Origin of the sequence: Actinomyces oris (assembly GCF_001929375.1) — a bacterium.
GTDB lineage: Bacteria > Actinomycetota > Actinomycetes > Actinomycetales > Actinomycetaceae > Actinomyces > Actinomyces oris_B.
In genome coordinates this window covers 1-18,585 of record NZ_MSGO01000049.1, presented here as the reverse complement: position 1 = coordinate 18,585, position 18,585 = coordinate 1, and the positions used below count along the sequence as shown (strand labels likewise).

Here is an 18,585-nt window from a genome sequence, read left to right as displayed (position 1 = left end):
ACCACACCCTCAAACACGAAGAGCCGGATAACCCTTAATGATGGAAAACTTCAAAAGTCTCTTGTTTCAACAGCAGGTTACAATGAACTCAAATTTCGATATCGCCACACCATTGATACGGGAAGCAATGGCAAGGACTATTCCGAAATTAATGGACTCACATCTAAAATAGACGGCCTCGCAGAATGGGCAGAAATGTGGCCGACCGAAACAGAAATAGAATACGACAGAAAGCAAAACAAGCTTATCGGAATGTCGGCAAAAGCAAAAAATCTTCCCCCAAAACACCTTCCAGGCGAACTTGATCCGCAGCTTGAAACTTACTTTTATCACAAGCCCGCAGAATACGATGAAGTGACATCGATATCTGGGGCTCTAGTATATAGAACGCATTCAGAACCTTTGAAAAGTTGGCAAAGCCACGAGAGCTCTCATCAAATGATGGCAGACCTGATGACACTCGCTTATGGCAAAGCCTGCCGATTCACCATCGAGTCTGCACGGAGAACAGATGACGAAGTAATCCGGCGAGGCCAAAGCATTCAGCAATGGCACGACACATTTACTCCAGAGGCACACAGAGATAAGGTACCGTTAGAAGCGAACTCCCAAAAAGTAACACCTTTATTTCATCTCGATGAAACCGAATCAAACCAACTTAAAAACTGGCTGTCCCCAAGATCACCCTGGCGTCGAGCACTGAACATCGCAATATCAACATATTTTAGCGACAACCTCACTTCAGAAATGAGGTACATCAACGTAGCAATAGCTTTAGAGTCGTTGGGCTATTCTATTGGAAAATGCCTTAACGTCCCCAAAAGTCGGCTCAAAACATTCAATGACCAAGTGCGTCAGATCGTCAGATTGCTAGGCGAGCCGCTGGCGTCCGTCGTCACAAAATCATCAACTCCCAACAACTGGATTACTGAGGCAGGAAACGCCTACAACGGGCTAAAGCATGCAAACAGACCGGCAACAGATTGGCGAGTTGCAGATGAAAAAGCCGAACAGGGACTCACCTTAATTCGCGCATGGACCGCCATCGAACTTGGAGTGGATCCTGAGCTAGTAAACGAACGACTAAAGTCCCACTGATCACCTATGCCGTACCACTGCTTACGGTATGTGACTGTGCCGCAATACGTCCTTGAGATCAACATAAACTGAACGTCGCTTTGTGGAGTTCAGATTCCCCCGCGTTTCATAGAACTTTTCTGCACCACAACATATGTTCTCACAGAGACCAGCAATATTTATTGTTGCATTGTAAGTTTTGTTGATTTTCAATCTGCCATATCGATACTCGCTGCACCCATATCCATCAGAACCACCCAACACTAGCCGGAATTGATAATCCGCAACTTCAGGATCGCCCCTATCGAAGGTCTTCCTTTTGAAATCACTGCTTCCTTCATGAAGAAAGGCACACCTTAACGCATAACAGGCGTCGCCAGTAAAGAAAAAGGGCGATTCCTTCTCGAAACATATTTTATCTTTTTCATTCCCGCCAATGAATCTCACGTACTTTGAGGCCACCCATTTATCAAACCACACGACGTATCGATCGTAAGACTTCATCTGTTTGCCCGAGTTTTCTATGGCGCCACACATGTCAGGAATCATCAAGGCCAGAGCGAGTGCAGCAAGATAAAGCTTCAACTCAAGACAGCGACGCACTTCAGAAATAATGTCATCCATAACGACATCCATATCTTCAATGTAGTGCTGACAACCACATAGAGTGGTTGACAAACTTTTCCTTTCAGGCCCAATCACTTGAGCTTCGCCTCGAGGGTAGCACTGCAACGACAGGAGACTCAAGACCCAAATTTGAGCCTCAAGAACCACCACTCCAATTTAATGAAGTTTGCACGTTAACTCCATTATTCCAAACGAACTAATTTGGCATTAGTTTCAGTTGAGTTAATTCCGTTTAACTTCACGTCGATTACTCATTATTGTTCTACCACCCTTGTACCAGGCGACGGCGATCTGGACGCGGTCGCGCAGGTGGAGTTTGGCCAGGATGCGGCTGACGTTGCGGCGCACGGAGGCAGGCTGCAGCACGAGCCGCTCGGCGATCTCCTCGTTCGACATGCCCTCCGCAATGAGCCTGGCCACGTCGAACTCCCTGGGCGTCAGCGCCCCGAATCTCTCCCGCAGCCCCTCGCGCTGCGCACCGGACAGCGCCCGCGGAACCCCACGCGCAATAAGCTCCTTGGTGACGCGCGGCGTGAGTACGGCATCGCCCTGCGCCACCGCCCGCACCGCCTGAGCCAGCTGCGCCGCGCGCACATCCTTGAGCAGGAACCCCGAGGCCCCCACCTCCAGCGCCCCGAAGGCGTAGTCGTCCTCGTCGTAGGTGGTCAGCACCAGAACCTTCACCGTCGGGAACCGCTGCGCCACTGCTCGAGTCGCGCTGATCCCGTCCATGCCCGGCATTCGCACATCCATGAGCATGACGTCGGGCAGCCCCGTTGACCGGTTCAGCCACTCCAGAGTCTCCAGCGCCTCCTGCCCGTCACCGGCCTCCGCCACCACGCGCAGGTCCGGCGCCTTGCGGATCATGAGTGCCAGTCCCAGGCGCGCGTAGCGCTGGTCGTCCACGATCATGACCGACGTCGGCCTCAGCCCCTCCGATTCCGCACCCATGCCTCAGCCCTCACCGCGAGTTCTCGGCACCGTCGCCGTCACCAGCCAGCCGCCGTCGGACTCGGGCCCCCAGTCCAGCGAGCCTCCCACAGCCTCGACCCGGGCCCGCAACCGCAGCAGGCCCGTCCCCTCCGCGGAATCGTCACGGTAACCGTTGCCCTCCCCATCTCTGCCACCCGAGGAGCCGTCGTTACGAACCGTCACCGTTGCCGCCGACTCGCCGTGGTCCCAGGACACCTGCACCTGCGACAGCCCGGGCGCGTGCCGCACCGCGTTGGTGAGTGCCTCCCGGGTGAGCGCGAAGCACAGGTCGGCCTGCCCGGCGTCGTCGGCCCGCTGCCCGGTCTAGGTGAAGACGACCGTGACACCCAGTGACCTCACCCTGCCGACGACGCTCCTGATCTCATCCCAGGTTCGGCGCCCGGCGCCGTCCCGATCCGGCGACTCCGCTGACTCACCCTCACCGTCGGCCAGGGCCCTGACCGCCCGGCGCGTTTGCTCCAGGCACTCCCGCGCCACCTCGTTGATGCCTCCGAGCGCCTCATCGACCTCCGGCTCGGCGCCACCGGCCAGCCCCTCGGACAGGGCGATGATCGTGGTCAGGCCGTGCCCCACGGAGTCGTGCAGCTCGGCGGCGATATCGGCCCGGCTCACTGCGCGGTCGCGCTCGGCCCGAAGCGCCCGGAAGCGCTCCCGCTCGGCTTTGGCCCCGGCTTGCGCCGCCCGCCAGTTCGCGACACTGCGCGCCAGCATCGCCGCGATGGCCGTCAGCAGGACGGCGACCACCTGGCTGAGCCACTCCTCCATCAGGACCCCGGGCGGGGCCACCAGGACCGCACTGGCCGTCGCCATGAGGCAGGCCGCACCGATGATTGCGAGGTGCTGCCACAGCGGGAGGCGGCTCACCGCGCTCCCCAGCGCCACCAGCACCGGGACGAGGAAGAAGTTGTTAGCCCCAGTGCCGAGGCCACCACGTAGACGGCACACTCGGCCAGAAAGACCGCCAGCGGGTACCTGCCTCGCGCAGTGAGGAGTGCCGTGGACCCCATGGCCGCCAGGACGAGAATCGCGAAACCGATTCTGGTTGGGGCGATCCCCGCAACCAGCCCGCCGTCGCCTACCCGGCCGGTCAGCACCGCACTACCGATCATGCCACCCTGGTAGGTGGCGCACAGGATGAGGAGCAGCGTGGACAGGATGCACGGGACCGGCCTGCGCGGGCGCCGGCTGACGCACCCACTCACCCAGCGTCCGCCAGTCGACCCGCACCCTCATGGCCGACGACGAGCTGCGCTCTGCACCGGACACCAGCGTCCCTCCTCTCCGTCGCGACCGTACCCTACGCCCCGAGATCTGAACCCCGACCGCAGCCAGCGGGCCGCCAAGCACGGTCGCAGCGGGCGCCGAATCGGTCAGTCCTGGGAGCGGAGGTCCTTGAGGACTTGGCGCACCTCGGCAGGGTCGTCATCGTAGGCGCCCATCGCCTGAGCGTCGGCCACCATGTCCGACAGGGCCTCATTCGCTGCCCGACGCTGACGCTCACGGAACTCCAGCACGTCAGTGAGGAACAAGCGACGATGCCGTCTGACCTTCTCAAACGGGATCTCGCCGGCCTCCAACATCCTGACCAGCGTCGGCCGTGAGATGCCCAGCATGTCAGCCGCCTCCTGCGTCGTCAGACGCTGGTCCTGCGGCGCCACCGTGACAGCCAGACCTCGACGCATCGCATCCACGACCTGAAGAAGAGCCTCAGCCACCGCGGGAGGGAGGTCAATCGTCTCACCATTGATGGTCAGCGCCGCACCGGAGGATGCCTCAAGCTCCGTCACCAGCTCGGTGAAGCGCCCGGCGACATCCTCCTCGGGAAGGTAGGTCTTGCTCTCAATCGTCACGGTCATGGTGTACTCCTACACTGCTGTTCGTCCACTGTTTTCGAGTTGATCGTTTTGAGCGATTTGAGTGTAGGGCTCGGTGGGCGTTGACACAAGGCGGGGCGCTATCACTTCTGCCAGCCTCCTCGAGCCCCAGGCAACCAGCGGCCTCAGCTCACCTGCTCCGGCCCATCTCACTCAGCCGCCAGGACGGTGCCGATCGGGGTCCGGGTAGCGCCCCGGATCGGAGCGAGCAACACCGCGGCCAGGGTCAGGAAGGACAGGAGCGCCACCAGCAACACCGGCCCGACGCCGGGGCGCACTACCAGCGGCAGCCCCGCCCTGGCGTAGAAAAGGGACTCGCCGGCCGTCGTCACCACCAACGGCACGAGCGAGATCAGCAGGGCCGTCCCCACGTACAGGCCCGCCTCGACGACCACCTGGCGGCACACGCCGCGCACCGTGCTCCCGGCGCAGCGCAACACCGCGAGCTCGCGCTGCCGGGACCGAGAGGACATGCCGACGACGGCCACGGCCCCCAGCAGTGCCATCGCCCCGAGGATCGTCGCCAGGACCAGGGAGTCCTCCTGGTTGATCGTCATGCTCAGGCGCGCCGCCTCCACCACCGCCTGCCCCGTGGCGAGACTGGTCGTGAGCGCCGCAGTGAAGGAGATCGCCAGGGCGAGCAGGCCGATGGCACTTGCCGCCGACTCGCTGCGCCACAGCGCCGAACGGCGCGCGATGAGCCACGGTCCACTCAACCGCGCCAGCGGCGCCGACCACAGCCGCAGCAGTCGCGGGATGAGCGCGGGCGCCAGCAGCACCGCGAGGACCGCGAGCAGGAGGGACGCCAGGGTCGCCTGGCCACCGCCGGTCGGCCATCCATCGATCTTCCTCCCAGGTGGGGCCAGAAAAGCGATGAGCAGCTGTCCCGCGCACGCGAGCACCCACAGTCCGGCCAGGATCCGTCGCCCCACACCCATGCGGCGTCGCCCACCCGGGGCCACATCACGCACCGCCTCCACGGCAGGTGTCCTCACCGCGGTGCGTGCCGGGCCCACGGCCCCCAGGACCGCGACGGCGACCACGACCACCACGGTGAGCAGGAGCGTCGTCGGTGTCTGGGCGACCTCGATCCGCCCCATGCGCGCGGCTGCCAGGCGGGTGAGCACCGAGGCGAAGGGCTGGGACGCCACCTGCCCCAGCAGGATCCCGGGCACGCAGGCCACCAGTCCCAGCACCGCCACGGTGGCGAGGACGGCGGCGAGCACCTGCCAGGGCAGGGCGCCGGCCAGCCGCCACAGGGCCCAGGTCGTGCGCAGTGCCTGCACGCAGGACTGCCCGACGACGGCCACCACCGGAACCGCCACCATCGCCGTGTAGAAGGCGACCGAGACACCGGGAACCGTGAGCTCGGCCGGGGCCACGCCCGCCGCCCGCGCCGCGGCGACGACGTCGGGACGGGTGACGGTCATGCGGTGCACCAGGCAGACGTTGATGAGCCCCGCGGCGAGGGCCAGCACCGCCACCGTCCCCGACCAGGCCCGCCACTGGGCGGCCAGGGCGCGCAGCGTGTAGCGGGTCATGCCGCAGCTCCCGTCTGGTTGACGGCGACCAGCAGCTCGTCGGGGGTGGCACCGCGGCGGCGGTCGACAATGCGGCCGTCGCGCATGATGAGCACGCTCTCCGCCAGGGCCGCGGCCCCCAGGTCGTGCGTCACGAGGATGACGGCGGCACCGTCGTCGGCCAGGCGCCGCAGCTCGGCGAGCACGAAGGCGGCCGAGCGGGTGTCCAGGGCCCCGGTCGGTTCGTCGGCGAAGACGACCGGTGGGCGGCGGTAGATGACCCGCCCCAGGGCGACGCGCTGCTGCTCACCGCCCGAGAGCGTGGTCGCGACCGCGTCAGCGCGCAACTCCAGTCCCAGCCCGGCCAGGACCTCCCGCACCCTCGCCGAATCGGGGCGCCGACCGGCCAGGGTGTCGGAGATCGTGATGTTCTCCCGCACCGTCAGGTAGGGCACGAGGTTGTAGGCCTGGAAGACGAAGCCCACCCGGTCGCGGTAGAGCTCGGCCACCCGCGCCGCCGAGAGCCCGCCGAGGTCGCGCCCCATGAGCGAGACGCTGCCCGACGTCGCCGGCTCCAACCCGGCCAGGCACAGCAGCGCCGTCGACTTGCCCGAGCCGCTGGGGCCGACCAGCGCCGTCATCCGCCCTGACATCATCGCGCAGGAGATGCCGTGCAGGATCTCGATCGGTTCCCCACCGGGGGTCGGGAAGGACTTGCGCAGATCGCGCGCCTCGACAGCCGGCGGAGCCACCGAGTGCCCGGCACCGGCGACGCCACCCTCCCCAGCCGCGCCGCCCAGGCCCCCGAGGTCCCCGGTTGTGCGTCCCCGCACCGGTTGAGCCGGTTGGCTCGGCCGTGTCCGTTCTCGTCGAGCTGCCATGGCCCTGCGCCGTCCTCTCCCCTGTGAGTCCGCCGGTATCGCTGGACGCCGTCGGACGCCCGCGGTTCAACCTAGGCGGCCGCCCCGGCTCCCGGGCCCGCAGACCGCGAACTGTCCACAGATGATGACAACCGGCCCCGCGCACGGACCCGCAACAAGCCCTCAGCCGCAGCCTTCCGGCGTCAGAACGCCGCGACGACCGCCCCGTCGGGCCAGGTCTTGCTGATGTAGTCACGCAACTTGTCGTCGTTGAGGAGCTTGGCGAGCTTCTTGAGGTGCTCGTTGTCCTTGTCGTCCTTGCGCACGACGAGCTGGTTGGGGTACTCGGAGTCCTTGCCGCCCTTCTCCAGGACGAGCGCGTCCTTCTTGGGGTTCAGCCCGGCGTCAATGGCGTAGTTGCCGTTGATGACTGCGGCCTCGGCGTCCGGCATCGACTTGTAGACCTGGGCGCCGTCGACCGTGGTGAACTTCAGCTTCTTGGGGTTGGAGGTCACGTCGGTGTCGCTGGGCAGCTCGGCGGACTTGTCCAGCTCGATGAGCCCGGCCTGGGCCAGGAGCTTGAGACCACGGGCCGTGTTGGCCGGGTCGTTGTTGAGGACGATCGTGCCGCCCTCCTTGATCTCCTTGACGTCCTTGTAGCCCTTGGAGGTGTAGATGCCCATGGGCTCGATGTGGACGTCGGCGATGGAGACGAAGTCGTAGCCCTTCTCCTTGTTCTGCTGAGCCAGGAAGTTGGGGGTCTGGTAGAAGTTGGCGGCCAGCGAGCCGTCCTCCAGCGAGGAGTTGGGCGTCTGGTAGTCGTTGATCTCCTTGATGTCCAGGTTGATGCCGGAGCCCTTGGTGAGGTTGTCCTGGACCCACTTGAGGATCTCGACGTGGGGCTTGGGGGTGGCGCCGATGGTGATCGTGGCGGTGTCGCCGTCGACCTTGATGCCCTGGACGTCGCCGTTCTTGCCGGACTTGGAGCCGCAGGCGGCCAGGGTGAGGGCGGCGGCGGTGGCCAGGCCGCCGGCGATGACGGTGCGCCGGGAGATGGAGGAGGACATGGTGGTTCCTTTCGCGGGGCCGAGTAACCCCAGTGACGGGAGAGAGGAAAGTCTTGACAGTGCTGGGGCCGACGACGCGGCCGACCGGTTCCAGGCGGCGCAGCGCGCTTACCCGGCTGGTGATCGCCTCAGCGGTGGTTCACCAGCCGGCTGAGCATGTCGCCGACCAGCTGGATGATGCCGACGATGATGACGATGACGACCACGGTGATGACCATGACGTCCACCTGGTTGCGCTGGTACCCGTACTGGATGGCGAGGTCACCCACGCCGCCGCCGCCGACGGCGCCGGCCATGGCGGAGTAGCCCAGGAGGGTGATGATGGTGACGGTGGCCGACTGGATGAGGATCGGCAGGGCCTCGCGCACGAGGACCCCCCAGGTGATCTGCCGTCCGGAGGCCCCCATCATGAGGGCCGCCTCGACCTTGCCGTGGTCGACGTCGTTGATGGCCGTCTCCACCAGGCGCGCATAGAAGGGGATCGCACCGATGGTCAGCGGGACACAGGCCGCCTGCCACCCCAGGGAGGTGCCCACGAGCACCCGGGTGAGCGGGATGAGGGCCACCATGAGAATGATGAAGGGCATGGAGCGCCCGATGTTGACGATCTGCGAGAGCACCCAGTACAGGGTCGGGTTGCGGAACTGGCCCCGCTTGCCGGTGGAGACCAGGGCCAGCCCCAGCAGAAGCCCGAGGATGACCGTCACGGCCCCGGAGACGAAGGTCATCGCCAGGGTCTCAACGAGGGCGTAGCCGAGCTTGTTCTGGATGGCCGGGTTCTCGAACCAGGTGCGACCGCTCGGCAGGGCGGCGGCCTGAGTCAGCGGAAGGAGGATCGGGTTCATGAGCGGACCTCCGCAGCAATACCGGCCTGGCGCAGGGTGCTCACGGCCTGTTCGGTGTCGGGCCCGGGGACGGTGACGGCCAGGCGCCCGATCTGGGCCTGCCCGATCGTCTCGAAGACGCCGGCGGCGATGTCCCCGCCGAGCTCGGCCACCATGGACATGAGGGCGACGGCGGCCGGCTGGCCCGGGTGGGCGGTGATGGAGACGTCGATGACGCTCTCCCCATGGGCGACAGCGGCCTCGGGCACCTTCGGGAAGGGCACGATCTCGCGCGAGAGCCGGGAGTCGACGTCGAGCACGATGTCCTCCAGGCGGCCGCTCTCGACGATCCGTCCGGCCTGAAGCAGGCTGACGGAGTCGCAGACCTGGCGGACCACGCTCATCTCATGGGTGATGATGATGACGGTCAGGCCCAGGGTGTCGCGGACGTTCTTGATGAGGTCGAGGATGGAGCGGGTGGTCTCCGGGTCCAGGGCGGAGGTGGGCTCGTCGCACAGGAGGACGGCCGGGTCGTCGGCCAGCGCCCGGGCGATGCCGACGCGCTGCTTCTGACCGCCGGAGAGCTGGGAGGGGTAGGAGGCGCCGCGGTCGGCCAGGCCCACGAGGTCGAGCATGCGCTTGACGATCGGGTGGCGCTGCCCGCCGGGGACGCCCGCGAGCGCAAGCGGGTAGGCGATGTTCTGCGCCGTGGTGCGCTGGTCGAGAAGGTTGGCGTGCTGGAAGACCATGCCGATGCGGCGTCGGGCCTCACGCAGCTGACCGGACGACAGGGCGGTCATGTCCTGGCCGGCGATGCTCACGTGTCCGCTGGTGGGGCGCTCCAGGGAGGTCAGGCAGCGCACGAGCGTGGACTTGCCGGCCCCGGAGGTGCCGACGATGCCGTGGATCGAGCCGGCGGCGACGTCGAGGCTGAGCCCGTCCAGGGCGCGCACCTCTCTGCCGCTGCGCAGGCGGTAGACCTTGTGGACGTCGCGCAGGGAGATCATGGGGGCCTCAGCCGAGCCGTCCTCCTCGGTGTGAGGGCTTCCGGCCTCAGCGTCCTCAGGCTCAGCGTCCCGAAGCTCGGCGCTCACGCCCTCCCCGTACTCGACGCGCCGGGAGTCGGAGGAGTCGCTCTCCTCATGCCGGCCGGGGTCGGCGGTCGACTGTTCGCTGGTTGTCACGTACTCCTCCATCGTTCCTGGCGGAAGCACCCGCACCATGAAGGGGGTTGCTGCAATGTCGTCGAGCCAGGTCTCTCGGTTGCTCTGGATGGCCACCGATAACTTACGCAGCGCCGCCTTCGCGACGCAAGCGAGGCCACTGCCAAGGGACCGAGGTCACGCCCGTACCCGGTGTCGTGCCCGAAGTACGAGACGGGCCGGGTGGAACGGGCTGTGCGAGACCCGCTTTCGGCCCGGGCCGTACGGGGCCAGCCGGCCGGGACAGGCCGTACCGGGCCGGCCGGCTTTCGGCCCGCGCCTGCGCCCCTGTCCCTCCCCGACCCCTCAGCCCGGCCGTCAGGCTGCCCGTCACCGGCGTTTCCGCAACATCCTGGGTATTCCCAGGTCGCGTGTCGGCGCCGCTACTCGCGCCGCACAGGGCAACGTGCTTGGATCTGCTCATGAGTGCGACCTCCGAGCCGACCGCCCCCGACATCCTGGGAGAGCCGTGGGTGGCCCGCCGTATCCCGGTGACCGAGTCACCCACGAAGGCGCCCGGCGCCGACCACGCCGTGCTCGTCTTCCAGCGCGAGGCGGCGGGCCGGGCCAGCCGGCCCCGGCACTCGCGCGCGGTCCTCTACCTGCACGGCCGCAGCGACTACTTCTTCCAGACCCACCTGGCCCAGGCCTACCTCGACGCCGGCTTCGAGTTCTACGCGCTGGACCTGCGGGCCTGCGGACGGGCCGGCGTCGGGCACCCCTCCCCGCACGACGTGCGCGACCTGCGCGTCCATGACGAGGAGATCGCCGAGGCCCTGCGCATCATCCGCTCCGAGCACGGGCACGACGTCGTCGTCCTCAACGGGCACTCGACCGGCGGGCTGCAGGCGGTCATCTGGGCGGCCGACCACCCCGGGACCGTGGACGCGCTCGTCCTCAACTCCCCGTGGCTGGACCTGCGCGGGTCGGCGCTGGTGCGCTCCTACGGCTCAGCCTTCGTGGATCTCCTCTCGAGGCGGGACCCCGAACGCGTCATCGGCGAGCCGGGAAGCAGCGGCGAGGACAACTACGTGGCATCCCTGCACCGGCGCTGGCGCGGCGAGTGGGACTGGGACCTGGCGCTCAAGCCGGCGCCGTCCTTCCCGGTACGGGCCGGCTTCCTGGCGGGAATCCGGCGTCTGCAGCGCGAGGTCCACCACGGGCTGGGGATCCGGGTGCCGATCCTCGTGTGCTGCTCAACGGCCAGCCACGGCGTCAAGGCGACCCTGGAGGAGGCGCAGCGCTCCGACGTCGTCCTCGACGTGGAACAGATCATCGAGCGCTCCCAGTACCTGGGCGACGACGTGACCGTCCGCCAGATCCCCGAGGGCGTCCACGACCTGGCCCTGTCCGGGCCGCTGGCGCGCGCCGAGTACTTTCAGGCCGTCACGCGCTGGCTGGGCAACCGCCTGCACTGAGCCTCAGTCGCGGCGCGCGGCGAGCTGCTCGGCGAGCTCGTCACTGACCCGTTCGACGACCTCGAGGGTGTCGACGAAGTCGGCCATGGTGCCGTACCAGGGGTCGGGCACGTTGAGGACGCTGCGGGAGGACCCGCCCGCGGCGACCGCCTCGACCTGCTGGGCGGAGGCCAGGTCGAGATCTCGGTACATGCGGATGCGGGCGGGCTCGGCCCCGAGGCCCGCGGCGCGGCGCTGGAGGACGTTCCAGTGGGAGTCGGTCATGGCCAGCAGGAGGTCGGCCTCGGTGATCTCGGCGTCGGTGATGCGGTGGGCGGTGTGGGAGGCGATGGTGATGCCCGTGGCGCGCGAGACGTCGTCGGCGCCGGTGCCGTAGCCGGCCTCGGTCAGGACGCGGCGGGCCCGGGAGTCGATGGGGTTGCCGCGCTCCTCGTCGGAGACGCCGGCGGAGGTGACGGTCACGCCGCCCGGCCCGGAGTCGGGGATACCGGCGGCGGCCAGGCGGTCGCACAGGACGATCTCGGCCATGGCGGAGCGGCAGATGTTGCCGGTGCACACCATGATGACGTGGTAGGGGCCGGCGCCGCGGCGGCCGGGCAGCGGGGCGGTTGACGAGGCTGAGGCGGCTGAGACGGTCTCGGTGCTGGCGTCGGAGGAGCTCACGCCCCCGAGCCTTGCGCACGCCGCGGTCGCCTGTCCACTGAGGCTGTCTCCCAACCGGGGATATCTCGCGCGGTCGTAGGGTAGGTCGCGCGGTCGTGCCCTTAGCCCTCGATCGCACGGCATAAGGTACGACCGCGACGGCGACAAGAGGCCGCTGCGGCCGGGCGACTGCGCGGGCCCCGTCTAGAGCGCGCGGCCGTTGAGGACGTCGGCGACCCAGGAGCGGGCCACGACGAAGTCCTTGTCGCTGGTGCCGGCCAGGACCGCCGTCGGGCGGGCGTCCAGCCGCGGGTAGGAGCCCAGGAATCGCACCACCGGGCAGGTGCGGTGCAGCCCGATGAGGGCGGCCTGGACCCGCTCCTCGCGCACGTGCCCCTCGATGTCGATGGAGAAGCGGTAGCGCCCCAGGGAGTCGCCCACGGGCCGGGACTCGATGCGCGAGAGGTTGACGCCGCGAGCGCTGAACTGCTCGAGCATGTCCAGCAGGGCGCCGGAGCGGTCGTGCGGGAGCTGGACGAGCAGGGTGGTCTTATCGGCGCCGGTGGGCTCGCCCACGCGGCCGGGCCGGGTCACCTTGACGAAGCGGGTGACGGCGTCGGGGTTGTCCGCCACGCCCCCGGCGATGACCTCCAGCTCGTACTCCTTGGCGGCCAGCGGGTTGCACAGGACGGCCTGGAACCCGGTGTCCCCCTCGGAGGCGGCCAGGGCGCGGGCGGGCGCCGAGGTGGAGGTCCCGGCGACGTACACGGCCTCGGGCAGGTTCTGGTGGACCCAGCCGCGGCACTGGGCCCAGGCATGCGGGTGGGTGGAGATGGCGCGCACGTCCCCCAGGCGGGTGCCGGGGCGGCCGGCCAGGACGAAGGTGATCGGCACGGCCATCTCGGCGGCGATGACCAGGGGCGTGGAGGCCACGAGGTTGTCCAGCGTGGCGTTGACCCCGCCCTCGACGGAGTTCTCAATGGGCACGACGGCGGCCTCCACCGTGCGCTCGCGCAGGTGGTCCAGGGCGGTGGGCACGTCCGGGCAGGGGTCGAGCTCGACGTCGACGGGGGCGACCTGGCGCAGCGCCATCTCGGTGAAGGTGCCGGCCGGCCCGAGGAAGGACCAGAGCGGAGCGGGAGCAGTCATGGGCACAGGGTAGCCAGTCCGGGCCGGCGGGCCGGTGGCGGCTTGCTCCGTGGAACGCGGGGCCCTCACCGGCGGGTCCGGTCCCGCCGCCGGGCCTGGCCAGGCCGGAACAGCCCAGGCCCGGCTGTCCCAGGCAACCCATGACAGCATCCTCATGGCCCACAACGGCTAGATCAGCACCAGCCCTCCGGCGGACCGCCCACCGGAGCCTTCTCAGGACACCTGACGTCCTCCCACAGACTCCCCCGCCGCAGCCGCCGCAGAACGCCTGCCGACCTCCCGCGACGGCGCCGGGCCTGGCAGGCTGGAGCCATGAGTGTTTTCCGTAAGCACGATGACGGCCCGGTCTCCACCGCCCTGGAGGCCCAGGGTCTGACCTGGCTCGCCGAGGCGATGGCCGACGGTGGGGCTCACGTGGTGCCGGTGACCAGCGGCCCGGGCTGGCTGGAGGAGCCGCGACTGACGACGACCGGCGTGACGCCGGCCGGGGCGGAGGCCTTCGGCCGGGCACTGGCCGTCACCCACGCCGCGGGCGCCCCGGCCTTCGGGGCGGCGCCTCCCGGGTGGGACGGTCGGGCGCAGATGGGCCGCTCGGACATCCGGCTGCGCCCGCACGCCATCGAGGAGGGCGAGCCGCGCCGCTGGGGCGAGTTCTACGCCGAGGACCGGATCCTGCCCTACCTGCAGCCCAGTCGGGACAACGGCTCGATCAGCGCCGGCGGGGCCCGCGTCGTGGAGCGGCTGTGCGAGCGCCTGCGCGACGGCGACTTCGACACCGACCAGCCGGCCCTGGTGCGCGCCGGCGCCCGTGAGCGCGGCGCGCGGGTCGCGGTGGCCCGCACGCACGGGGACCTGTGGTGCGGCAATGTCCTGTGGACCCCGGCCGATGAGGCCGCCCAGTGGGCGCCGCCGGGGGCCGGGCTCGGGCCGCGGGAGCCCGCCCCCGGGGCGGCCGGTGGGCCGGCGGTGGTCGGCGTGCTCATTGACCCGATGGCGCAGGGAGCACACGCCGAGACCGATCTGGCGGCCCTGGGCGTGTTCGGGCAGCGCTACCTGGATCGCATCTACGCGGCCTACCACGAGGTCTCGCCGCTGGCGGAGGGCTGGCGCGAGCGGGTGGGCCTGCACTCCTGGCACATCCTCATGATTCACGCCTTCCTCTTCGGCAGGGGCTATGGCGGGGAGTCGGTCGCCGTGGCCCGCCAGTACCTGTGAGCCGATGCCGGCCAGGACATCGCGCCCATTTTGTCCGCCTGGGACGACTTTGAAACCGGCTACGAGAAGAGCCGCCCGCGTTTGTGCTGGTCAGAGCAGTTTGCCTGCGCGTCGACCGGCAGAGACGCCGTCAAAGTCGTCCCATCTGGACACTTTTCGGGCTACGAGGCCCCGTAGGCTGGTCGGGTGAGACCTCGACGACGTCAACAGCCCCTGGTGCGCGTGGTCGTGTACGTCCTCGTGCTGCTGGTGGTCATCGGCATGATCCTGGCGGTGGTGGGTTCGGCGCTCGCCACCGCGGCTCCGACGGCGGTGGCGCCCGAGCCCGCGTCGGAGCCTGCGTCCAATGCCGCCTCGGCCTCACGGCCGGCACCGGTGGTCGTCCTGGCGACGGACAATCTCACCTGGGCGGACCTGCGGGAGCAGGCCTCCCGCGAGGGCGCCGGTGAGGACCCCGGTTCCTCCGGTGTCGGCTCGGCGGCCGCCCGCCTGTTGGCCTTCGCCTCCCGGGGTGAGCCGATGAACCTGTCCGTGCGCACCCCGGCGGACCGCACCTGCCCTGCCGACGCCTGGCTCACCCTGGGCAGGGGCAGGCGCGCGAGCGCCATCGAACCGGCCGCTTCCTGTGCCGGCCCCACCGCCACGATCCCTCGCGACACCCCCCTGGCTGGAGCCCTCGGGCGCGACGTCTCGATCCAGACCGTCGGCCCCGGCACGCAGCTGGCCACGGGGGCACCAGGGGGCGCACGGAACAGTCCCGCCCCCTTGGCGCCGTCGGTGGCCGAGGCCCTGGCCGCCGACGCTGACCTCACGATCGTCGACACCGCCCAGGCCACCTCCACCGACACCGAGCGGATCGCCGCCCTCGACGACGCCCTGCGCACGGTCCAGGAGCGGGCGCGCCCCGGTACCCGCCTCGTCATCGCCTCCCTGGCTGACGATGAGGCCCCCGGCCCCCAGATGGCGGTTCTGCCCGCGGGCACGAGGAGCACGCGTGGCACCTCCGACGGTCTTGTCGTCGGCGACTCCACGCACCAGCCGGGCCTGGTCCAGCTGACCGACCTCACCCCGACTCTCGTGTCCGCCCTGGCCGGCCGCCGTGACCCGGCCTTCGACGGCCACGCGCTCACGCTGCCCCAAACCGGCCGCGCAGGTGTGGCAACGACCGAGGACGCCACCGGCGACACCCGCATCTCGCGGCTCGCCGACGACACCCTGCACGCCCGCGCCTCTCAGGCCACGGTCATGCGGGCCGGTGCCCTGCTCATGGGCCTGGCCGTGGTGCTCCTGGTCTGGGCGGCCGTCGCACTGCGCGACCCGAAGGCGAGCCGGCGCGAGGCTCTCCGCCGCCGAGTCACTTGGGCGGCCGTCTACCTCAGCGGCCTGCCGACGGCGTTGCTGCTGGTCAATGCCGCCCCGTGGTGGCGAGTGGGGGCCCAGGCCGGCTCACCGTCAGTGTGGGCCTCGGTCGTCGCCGTGGTCGCGGCCGCGCTGGTCGCGGTCGGGATCGTGGGACTGGCCGCCGGGATCGTGGCGCTGGCGCGGCGACACAGGCGGTCCCGCTCCGCCGCCTCAGCGCTCGGCGCCACGGCCGCCGCTGAGGCAGCCGGCTCAGCCGACGCCCTCTGCGCCCGTGGGGAGGCCGCAGCCGAGCCGCAACCGGACGAGGCCGAGGGCCCCACGCCCTCCGCGTCGTCATCGCCCTCGAGCGGGGCGGGCCTGACGGCGCTGCTGGTGGCGGCGGCGATCCCGCTGACCTGGTTGGTCGACGCCGCCGCGGGCGCGCCCCTGGCCTTCAACAACCCGTTGGGCATGAACGCCGTGGTGGCGGGCCGTTTCTACGGGGTGTCGAATACGGCTTTCGCGCTGGTGGCCGGTGCTCTCGTCGTCGTCATCGCCGGTGTCTGGGTGGCGCTGGGCGGCGGGCGGCGGACCGCGCTCCTGGTGACGGCCCTGCTGGGCGGGGCGGCGCTGCTCGTTGATGGGGCCCCGCAGCTGGGCGCGGACGTGGGCGGCGCCCTGACGCTGGTGCCGACGCTGGCCTTTCTCGGGGCGGGCCTGGCGGGTCTGCGCCTGAGCTGGCGGCGCTGGCTGGCTATCGGGGCCGCGGCGGTCCTGGTGGTGGGCGGGTTCGCCGTCGTCGATCTCCTCCGGCCCGGTGGGCCCACGCACCTGGGGCGCTTCGCCCGTCAGGTGGCCGACGGCTCGGCCGCCGGCGTGCTGGGGCGTAAGGCCTACGCGCTGGTCGGCCCCTTCGTCACGAAGCCGGTCATGGCGGCAGCCCTGGCCTGCGTCGTGGCCCTCGTGGCCGCGGCCCTGTGGTGGGGGCGCCGGCAGGTGCGGGCCTGGCGCTCCGGCACGAGCCCCTACGCCTGGCTCGCCCCCACCCCCCACGGGGACGTTCCGCCCGTGAGGGGATCGGATTCCCGTCCCCCGGCGCGTGGAATGTCCCCCTCCGCACGCTGGGCGTCGACGGCGCTGAAGTCCTTGGGGGTGCTGACGCTCGTGGCCGTCCTAGTCAACGACTCCGGCGTCACGATGGCCGGTTTCATCCTGGCCGCCGCCGCTCCCGCCCTGGTGGCGCTAACGCTGCTGCTCAACGACTCCTTCACAGCATCTCGTCATCTCCACCGACGCCGGCGCATCCTTCCAGGCGCACAACGACGGTCGAGCACATCGCCGTCATAGCGCGGCAGCATGTTGGAGGACCTCTGCCTCACGACCATCAGAGGAATGATCATCATGGGCGGTGAACTGCCCATCCTGGCACGTGAACTCCAGCTGAGATGGGCTGGAGGAGTCTTGCTGTACCGTGTCGATCATCAAACGTGAGATACCAAGACTGCGGCAGTCGGCAAGACCGTGGACGATGGCCGCAGCCTTATCGACGCTGAGGACGTCGCCGGGTTCCGACACGAGCCCCGATAATAGAATTGAGGTTCCGTCGCCGAACGGTGAGGCCACGATTGCCCCATTCTGACCGGCGTGCCCAGCAGCAGCGATGATTCGCTCGAATGGAGCCTTGGCGAACGAATCCCCTGTTCCGCTACTGGTCGAGCTCACCTTCCAGCCGTTCAAGGTAAAAGTCTTCACAGAATGAGGACTTCCCGCCTGAGTCAGTGAGGGCGGCGTTGCAGTCACCACCCCGTAGTCGACTGTCGGCCCCGCATGCTCGTCAATGTCGCCCTGGATGGCTTTCGGCTCCCCGGCGGGGTTGATCGCGCGCAGAATGTCTGCCCGGATACGGTTCGCATCTCGGCGGCAATTGATATTGACGTCGATGTCATTGCCCCCTATTTTCCAGGATAGTGACACCTCCAAGGCGCCCCGGTACTTCGACTCCTTTTCCAGTGTTCTCTGCTGCACAGAGACTACCAGATCCGCAGCCTTGTGGACGCTCGTACCGTCCTTGAGAGAAGCACCCACACTGACGACGCTGCCATTTTGTCAGCTTCAGCATGGTCGACCTTCGCTGACACAACATCTGGATCGGCGGACAGATATTTTGCGGCCGTCTTACCAACACTTCGCACCCGATATGACTCCGGCCCCAGGCTGGGGTCCATACTGACCGCCACCCAATAGAGCACCCCTCCGGTCACCACCAGAAGGACCACCAGCGTCACGCACCCCGCCTTCAAGCGCCTCCACCATCGAGGATCACAAGAGCTATCGGTTTTTATGTCGCTCACTTCATCACTGCCAACACTCTTCATCTTGAGCAGCTCCTGGACTGCTAGGTGTTTTTCGGACGCTGCTTGTTTGTGTTTCAGGCTGCCTTCTTCAGGTCCAGGAAATCGCTTTCGGCCTCGTTCGGGGTGCGATACCCTAGGGCTGAGTGAAGGCGTATATGATTGTATCTCAGCTCGATCCACGAGGCAATATCCTTGATCGCCTTGTCCTTCGTGGGGTAAACCATTCGGTGGACTCTCTCGTTCTTGAGCGTAGCGTTGAATGACTGAAGCCCAAGCGTTGTCCCAGCACACTCCCGTACGCCCCACCGAGGGACGAATACCATAGGAGTTGAGGTGATCCAGGAACTTCTGGGACGTGTACTGGCTCCCCCTGTCGGAGTGAAAGATCGTCACGCCCTTCTTGATCGGGCATCTCCTGACCG

18 protein-coding genes are annotated in these 18,585 nt (G+C 67.9%); 4 read left to right on the top strand and 14 right to left on the bottom strand.

Features of this window, described 5'->3' with window-relative positions:
- On the top strand, window positions 1–1,098 hold a 1,098-nt coding region (locus BKH32_RS13960; RefSeq protein ID WP_178384639.1), incomplete at its 5' end, for a hypothetical protein.
- Window positions 1,099–1,119: 21 nt separating this feature from the next.
- Here BKH32_RS13960 and BKH32_RS13705 read toward each other — a convergent pair.
- The 10 genes from BKH32_RS13705 to BKH32_RS11080 form a co-directional block, all read right to left on the bottom strand.
- Window positions 1,120–1,851 carry a hypothetical protein gene (locus tag BKH32_RS13705; RefSeq protein WP_178384637.1) on the bottom strand — a complete coding sequence of 244 codons (732 nt, stop codon included), beginning with the start codon at window positions 1,849–1,851 and terminating at the stop codon, window positions 1,120–1,122.
- Between the two features lie 75 nt (window positions 1,852–1,926).
- Window positions 1,927–2,655, bottom strand: coding sequence for a response regulator transcription factor (locus BKH32_RS11115; RefSeq protein WP_075250100.1), 729 nt, complete (start codon window positions 2,653–2,655; stop codon window positions 1,927–1,929).
- A gap of 3 nt (window positions 2,656–2,658) precedes the next feature.
- A complete protein-coding gene (locus BKH32_RS14520) occupies window positions 2,659–2,964 on the bottom strand; it encodes a sensor histidine kinase (RefSeq protein ID WP_343213304.1) in 306 nt (101 codons plus the stop codon).
- 36 nt (window positions 2,965–3,000) lie between these two features.
- Window positions 3,001–3,642, bottom strand: a complete 642-nt coding sequence (locus BKH32_RS14515; RefSeq protein ID WP_256691710.1) for a histidine kinase — start codon at window positions 3,640–3,642, stop codon at window positions 3,001–3,003.
- Between the two features lie 425 nt (window positions 3,643–4,067).
- Complete coding sequence (locus BKH32_RS11105) at window positions 4,068–4,553, bottom strand: helix-turn-helix domain-containing protein (protein ID WP_060956963.1); 486 nt, start codon at window positions 4,551–4,553, stop codon at window positions 4,068–4,070.
- 167 nt (window positions 4,554–4,720) lie between these two features.
- The gene (locus BKH32_RS11100) at window positions 4,721–6,112 is read right to left on the bottom strand and encodes an FtsX-like permease family protein (protein ID WP_075250099.1); all 1,392 of its coding nucleotides are present in this window, start codon (window positions 6,110–6,112) and stop codon (window positions 4,721–4,723) included.
- Window positions 6,109–6,924, bottom strand: coding sequence for an ABC transporter ATP-binding protein (locus BKH32_RS11095; protein ID WP_256691706.1), 816 nt, complete (start codon window positions 6,922–6,924; stop codon window positions 6,109–6,111). Before BKH32_RS11095 ends, BKH32_RS11100 begins: the two co-directional genes overlap by 4 nt.
- A 230-nt stretch (window positions 6,925–7,154) precedes the next feature.
- Window positions 7,155–8,018, bottom strand: a complete 864-nt coding sequence (locus tag BKH32_RS11090; protein ID WP_075250098.1) for a MetQ/NlpA family ABC transporter substrate-binding protein — start codon at window positions 8,016–8,018, stop codon at window positions 7,155–7,157.
- Between the two features lie 128 nt (window positions 8,019–8,146).
- On the bottom strand, window positions 8,147–8,863 hold the full coding sequence (locus BKH32_RS11085) for a methionine ABC transporter permease (protein WP_075250097.1): 717 nt from the start codon (window positions 8,861–8,863) through the stop codon (window positions 8,147–8,149).
- Window positions 8,860–10,122, bottom strand: coding sequence for a methionine ABC transporter ATP-binding protein (locus tag BKH32_RS11080; RefSeq protein ID WP_075250096.1), 1,263 nt, complete (start codon window positions 10,120–10,122; stop codon window positions 8,860–8,862). Before BKH32_RS11080 ends, BKH32_RS11085 begins: the two co-directional genes overlap by 4 nt.
- Window positions 10,123–10,466: 344 nt before the next feature.
- On the opposite strand from BKH32_RS11080, the gene BKH32_RS11075 reads away from it, so the two are divergent.
- The gene (locus BKH32_RS11075; RefSeq protein ID WP_075250095.1) at window positions 10,467–11,462 is read left to right on the top strand and encodes an alpha/beta hydrolase; all 996 of its coding nucleotides are present in this window, start codon (window positions 10,467–10,469) and stop codon (window positions 11,460–11,462) included.
- Window positions 11,463–11,465: 3 nt separating this feature from the next.
- Here BKH32_RS11075 and BKH32_RS11070 read toward each other — a convergent pair whose 3' ends face one another.
- Window positions 11,466–12,023, bottom strand: a complete 558-nt coding sequence (locus tag BKH32_RS11070; RefSeq protein ID WP_143222811.1) for a low molecular weight protein-tyrosine-phosphatase — start codon at window positions 12,021–12,023, stop codon at window positions 11,466–11,468.
- Between the two features lie 285 nt (window positions 12,024–12,308).
- Window positions 12,309–13,253: a prephenate dehydratase gene (pheA, locus tag BKH32_RS11065; protein WP_075250093.1), complete on the bottom strand. Its 945-nt coding sequence runs from the start codon at window positions 13,251–13,253 to the stop codon at window positions 12,309–12,311.
- Between the two features lie 312 nt (window positions 13,254–13,565).
- On the opposite strand from pheA, the gene BKH32_RS11060 reads away from it, so the two are divergent.
- Both BKH32_RS11060 and BKH32_RS11055 read left to right on the top strand, forming a co-directional pair.
- Entirely contained in the window at window positions 13,566–14,468 is a 903-nt protein-coding gene (locus BKH32_RS11060; RefSeq protein WP_075250092.1) for a fructosamine kinase family protein, read from the top strand.
- Between the two features lie 186 nt (window positions 14,469–14,654).
- Window positions 14,655–17,156: a hypothetical protein gene (locus tag BKH32_RS11055; protein ID WP_256691702.1), complete on the top strand. Its 2,502-nt coding sequence runs from the start codon at window positions 14,655–14,657 to the stop codon at window positions 17,154–17,156.
- On the opposite strand, the gene BKH32_RS13700 is transcribed toward BKH32_RS11055, so the two are convergent.
- Window positions 17,151–17,894 carry a hypothetical protein gene (locus BKH32_RS13700; RefSeq protein WP_143222809.1) on the bottom strand — a complete coding sequence of 248 codons (744 nt, stop codon included), beginning with the start codon at window positions 17,892–17,894 and terminating at the stop codon, window positions 17,151–17,153. The genes BKH32_RS11055 and BKH32_RS13700 overlap by 6 nt on opposite strands.
- 343 nt (window positions 17,895–18,237) lie before the next feature.
- Window positions 18,238–18,486, bottom strand: coding sequence for an integrase core domain-containing protein (locus BKH32_RS14510; RefSeq protein ID WP_430383804.1), 249 nt, complete (start codon window positions 18,484–18,486; stop codon window positions 18,238–18,240).
- Window positions 18,487–18,585: the final 99 nt, after the last annotated feature.

Bases quoted from the DNA above. Each gene is read 5' to 3' on its own strand.
- BKH32_RS11115 (WP_075250100.1), bottom strand. From the start codon at position 2,655: ATGGGTGCGGAATCGGAGGGGCTGAGGCCGACGTCGGTCATGATCGTG.
- BKH32_RS11105 (WP_060956963.1), bottom strand. From the start codon at position 4,553: ATGACCGTGACGATTGAGAGCAAGACCTACCTTCCCGAGGAGGATGTC.
- BKH32_RS11100 (WP_075250099.1), bottom strand. From the start codon at position 6,112: ATGACCCGCTACACGCTGCGCGCCCTGGCCGCCCAGTGGCGGGCCTGG.
- BKH32_RS11090 (WP_075250098.1), bottom strand. From the start codon at position 8,018: ATGTCCTCCTCCATCTCCCGGCGCACCGTCATCGCCGGCGGCCTGGCC.
- BKH32_RS11085 (WP_075250097.1), bottom strand. From the start codon at position 8,863: ATGAACCCGATCCTCCTTCCGCTGACTCAGGCCGCCGCCCTGCCGAGC.
- BKH32_RS11075 (WP_075250095.1), top strand. From the start codon at position 10,467: ATGAGTGCGACCTCCGAGCCGACCGCCCCCGACATCCTGGGAGAGCCG.
- BKH32_RS11070 (WP_143222811.1), bottom strand. From the start codon at position 12,023: ATGGTGTGCACCGGCAACATCTGCCGCTCCGCCATGGCCGAGATCGTC.
- pheA (WP_075250093.1), bottom strand. From the start codon at position 13,253: ATGACTGCTCCCGCTCCGCTCTGGTCCTTCCTCGGGCCGGCCGGCACC.
- BKH32_RS11060 (WP_075250092.1), top strand. From the start codon at position 13,566: ATGAGTGTTTTCCGTAAGCACGATGACGGCCCGGTCTCCACCGCCCTG.
- BKH32_RS14510 (WP_430383804.1), bottom strand. From the start codon at position 18,486: ATGGTATTCGTCCCTCGGTGGGGCGTACGGGAGTGTGCTGGGACAACG.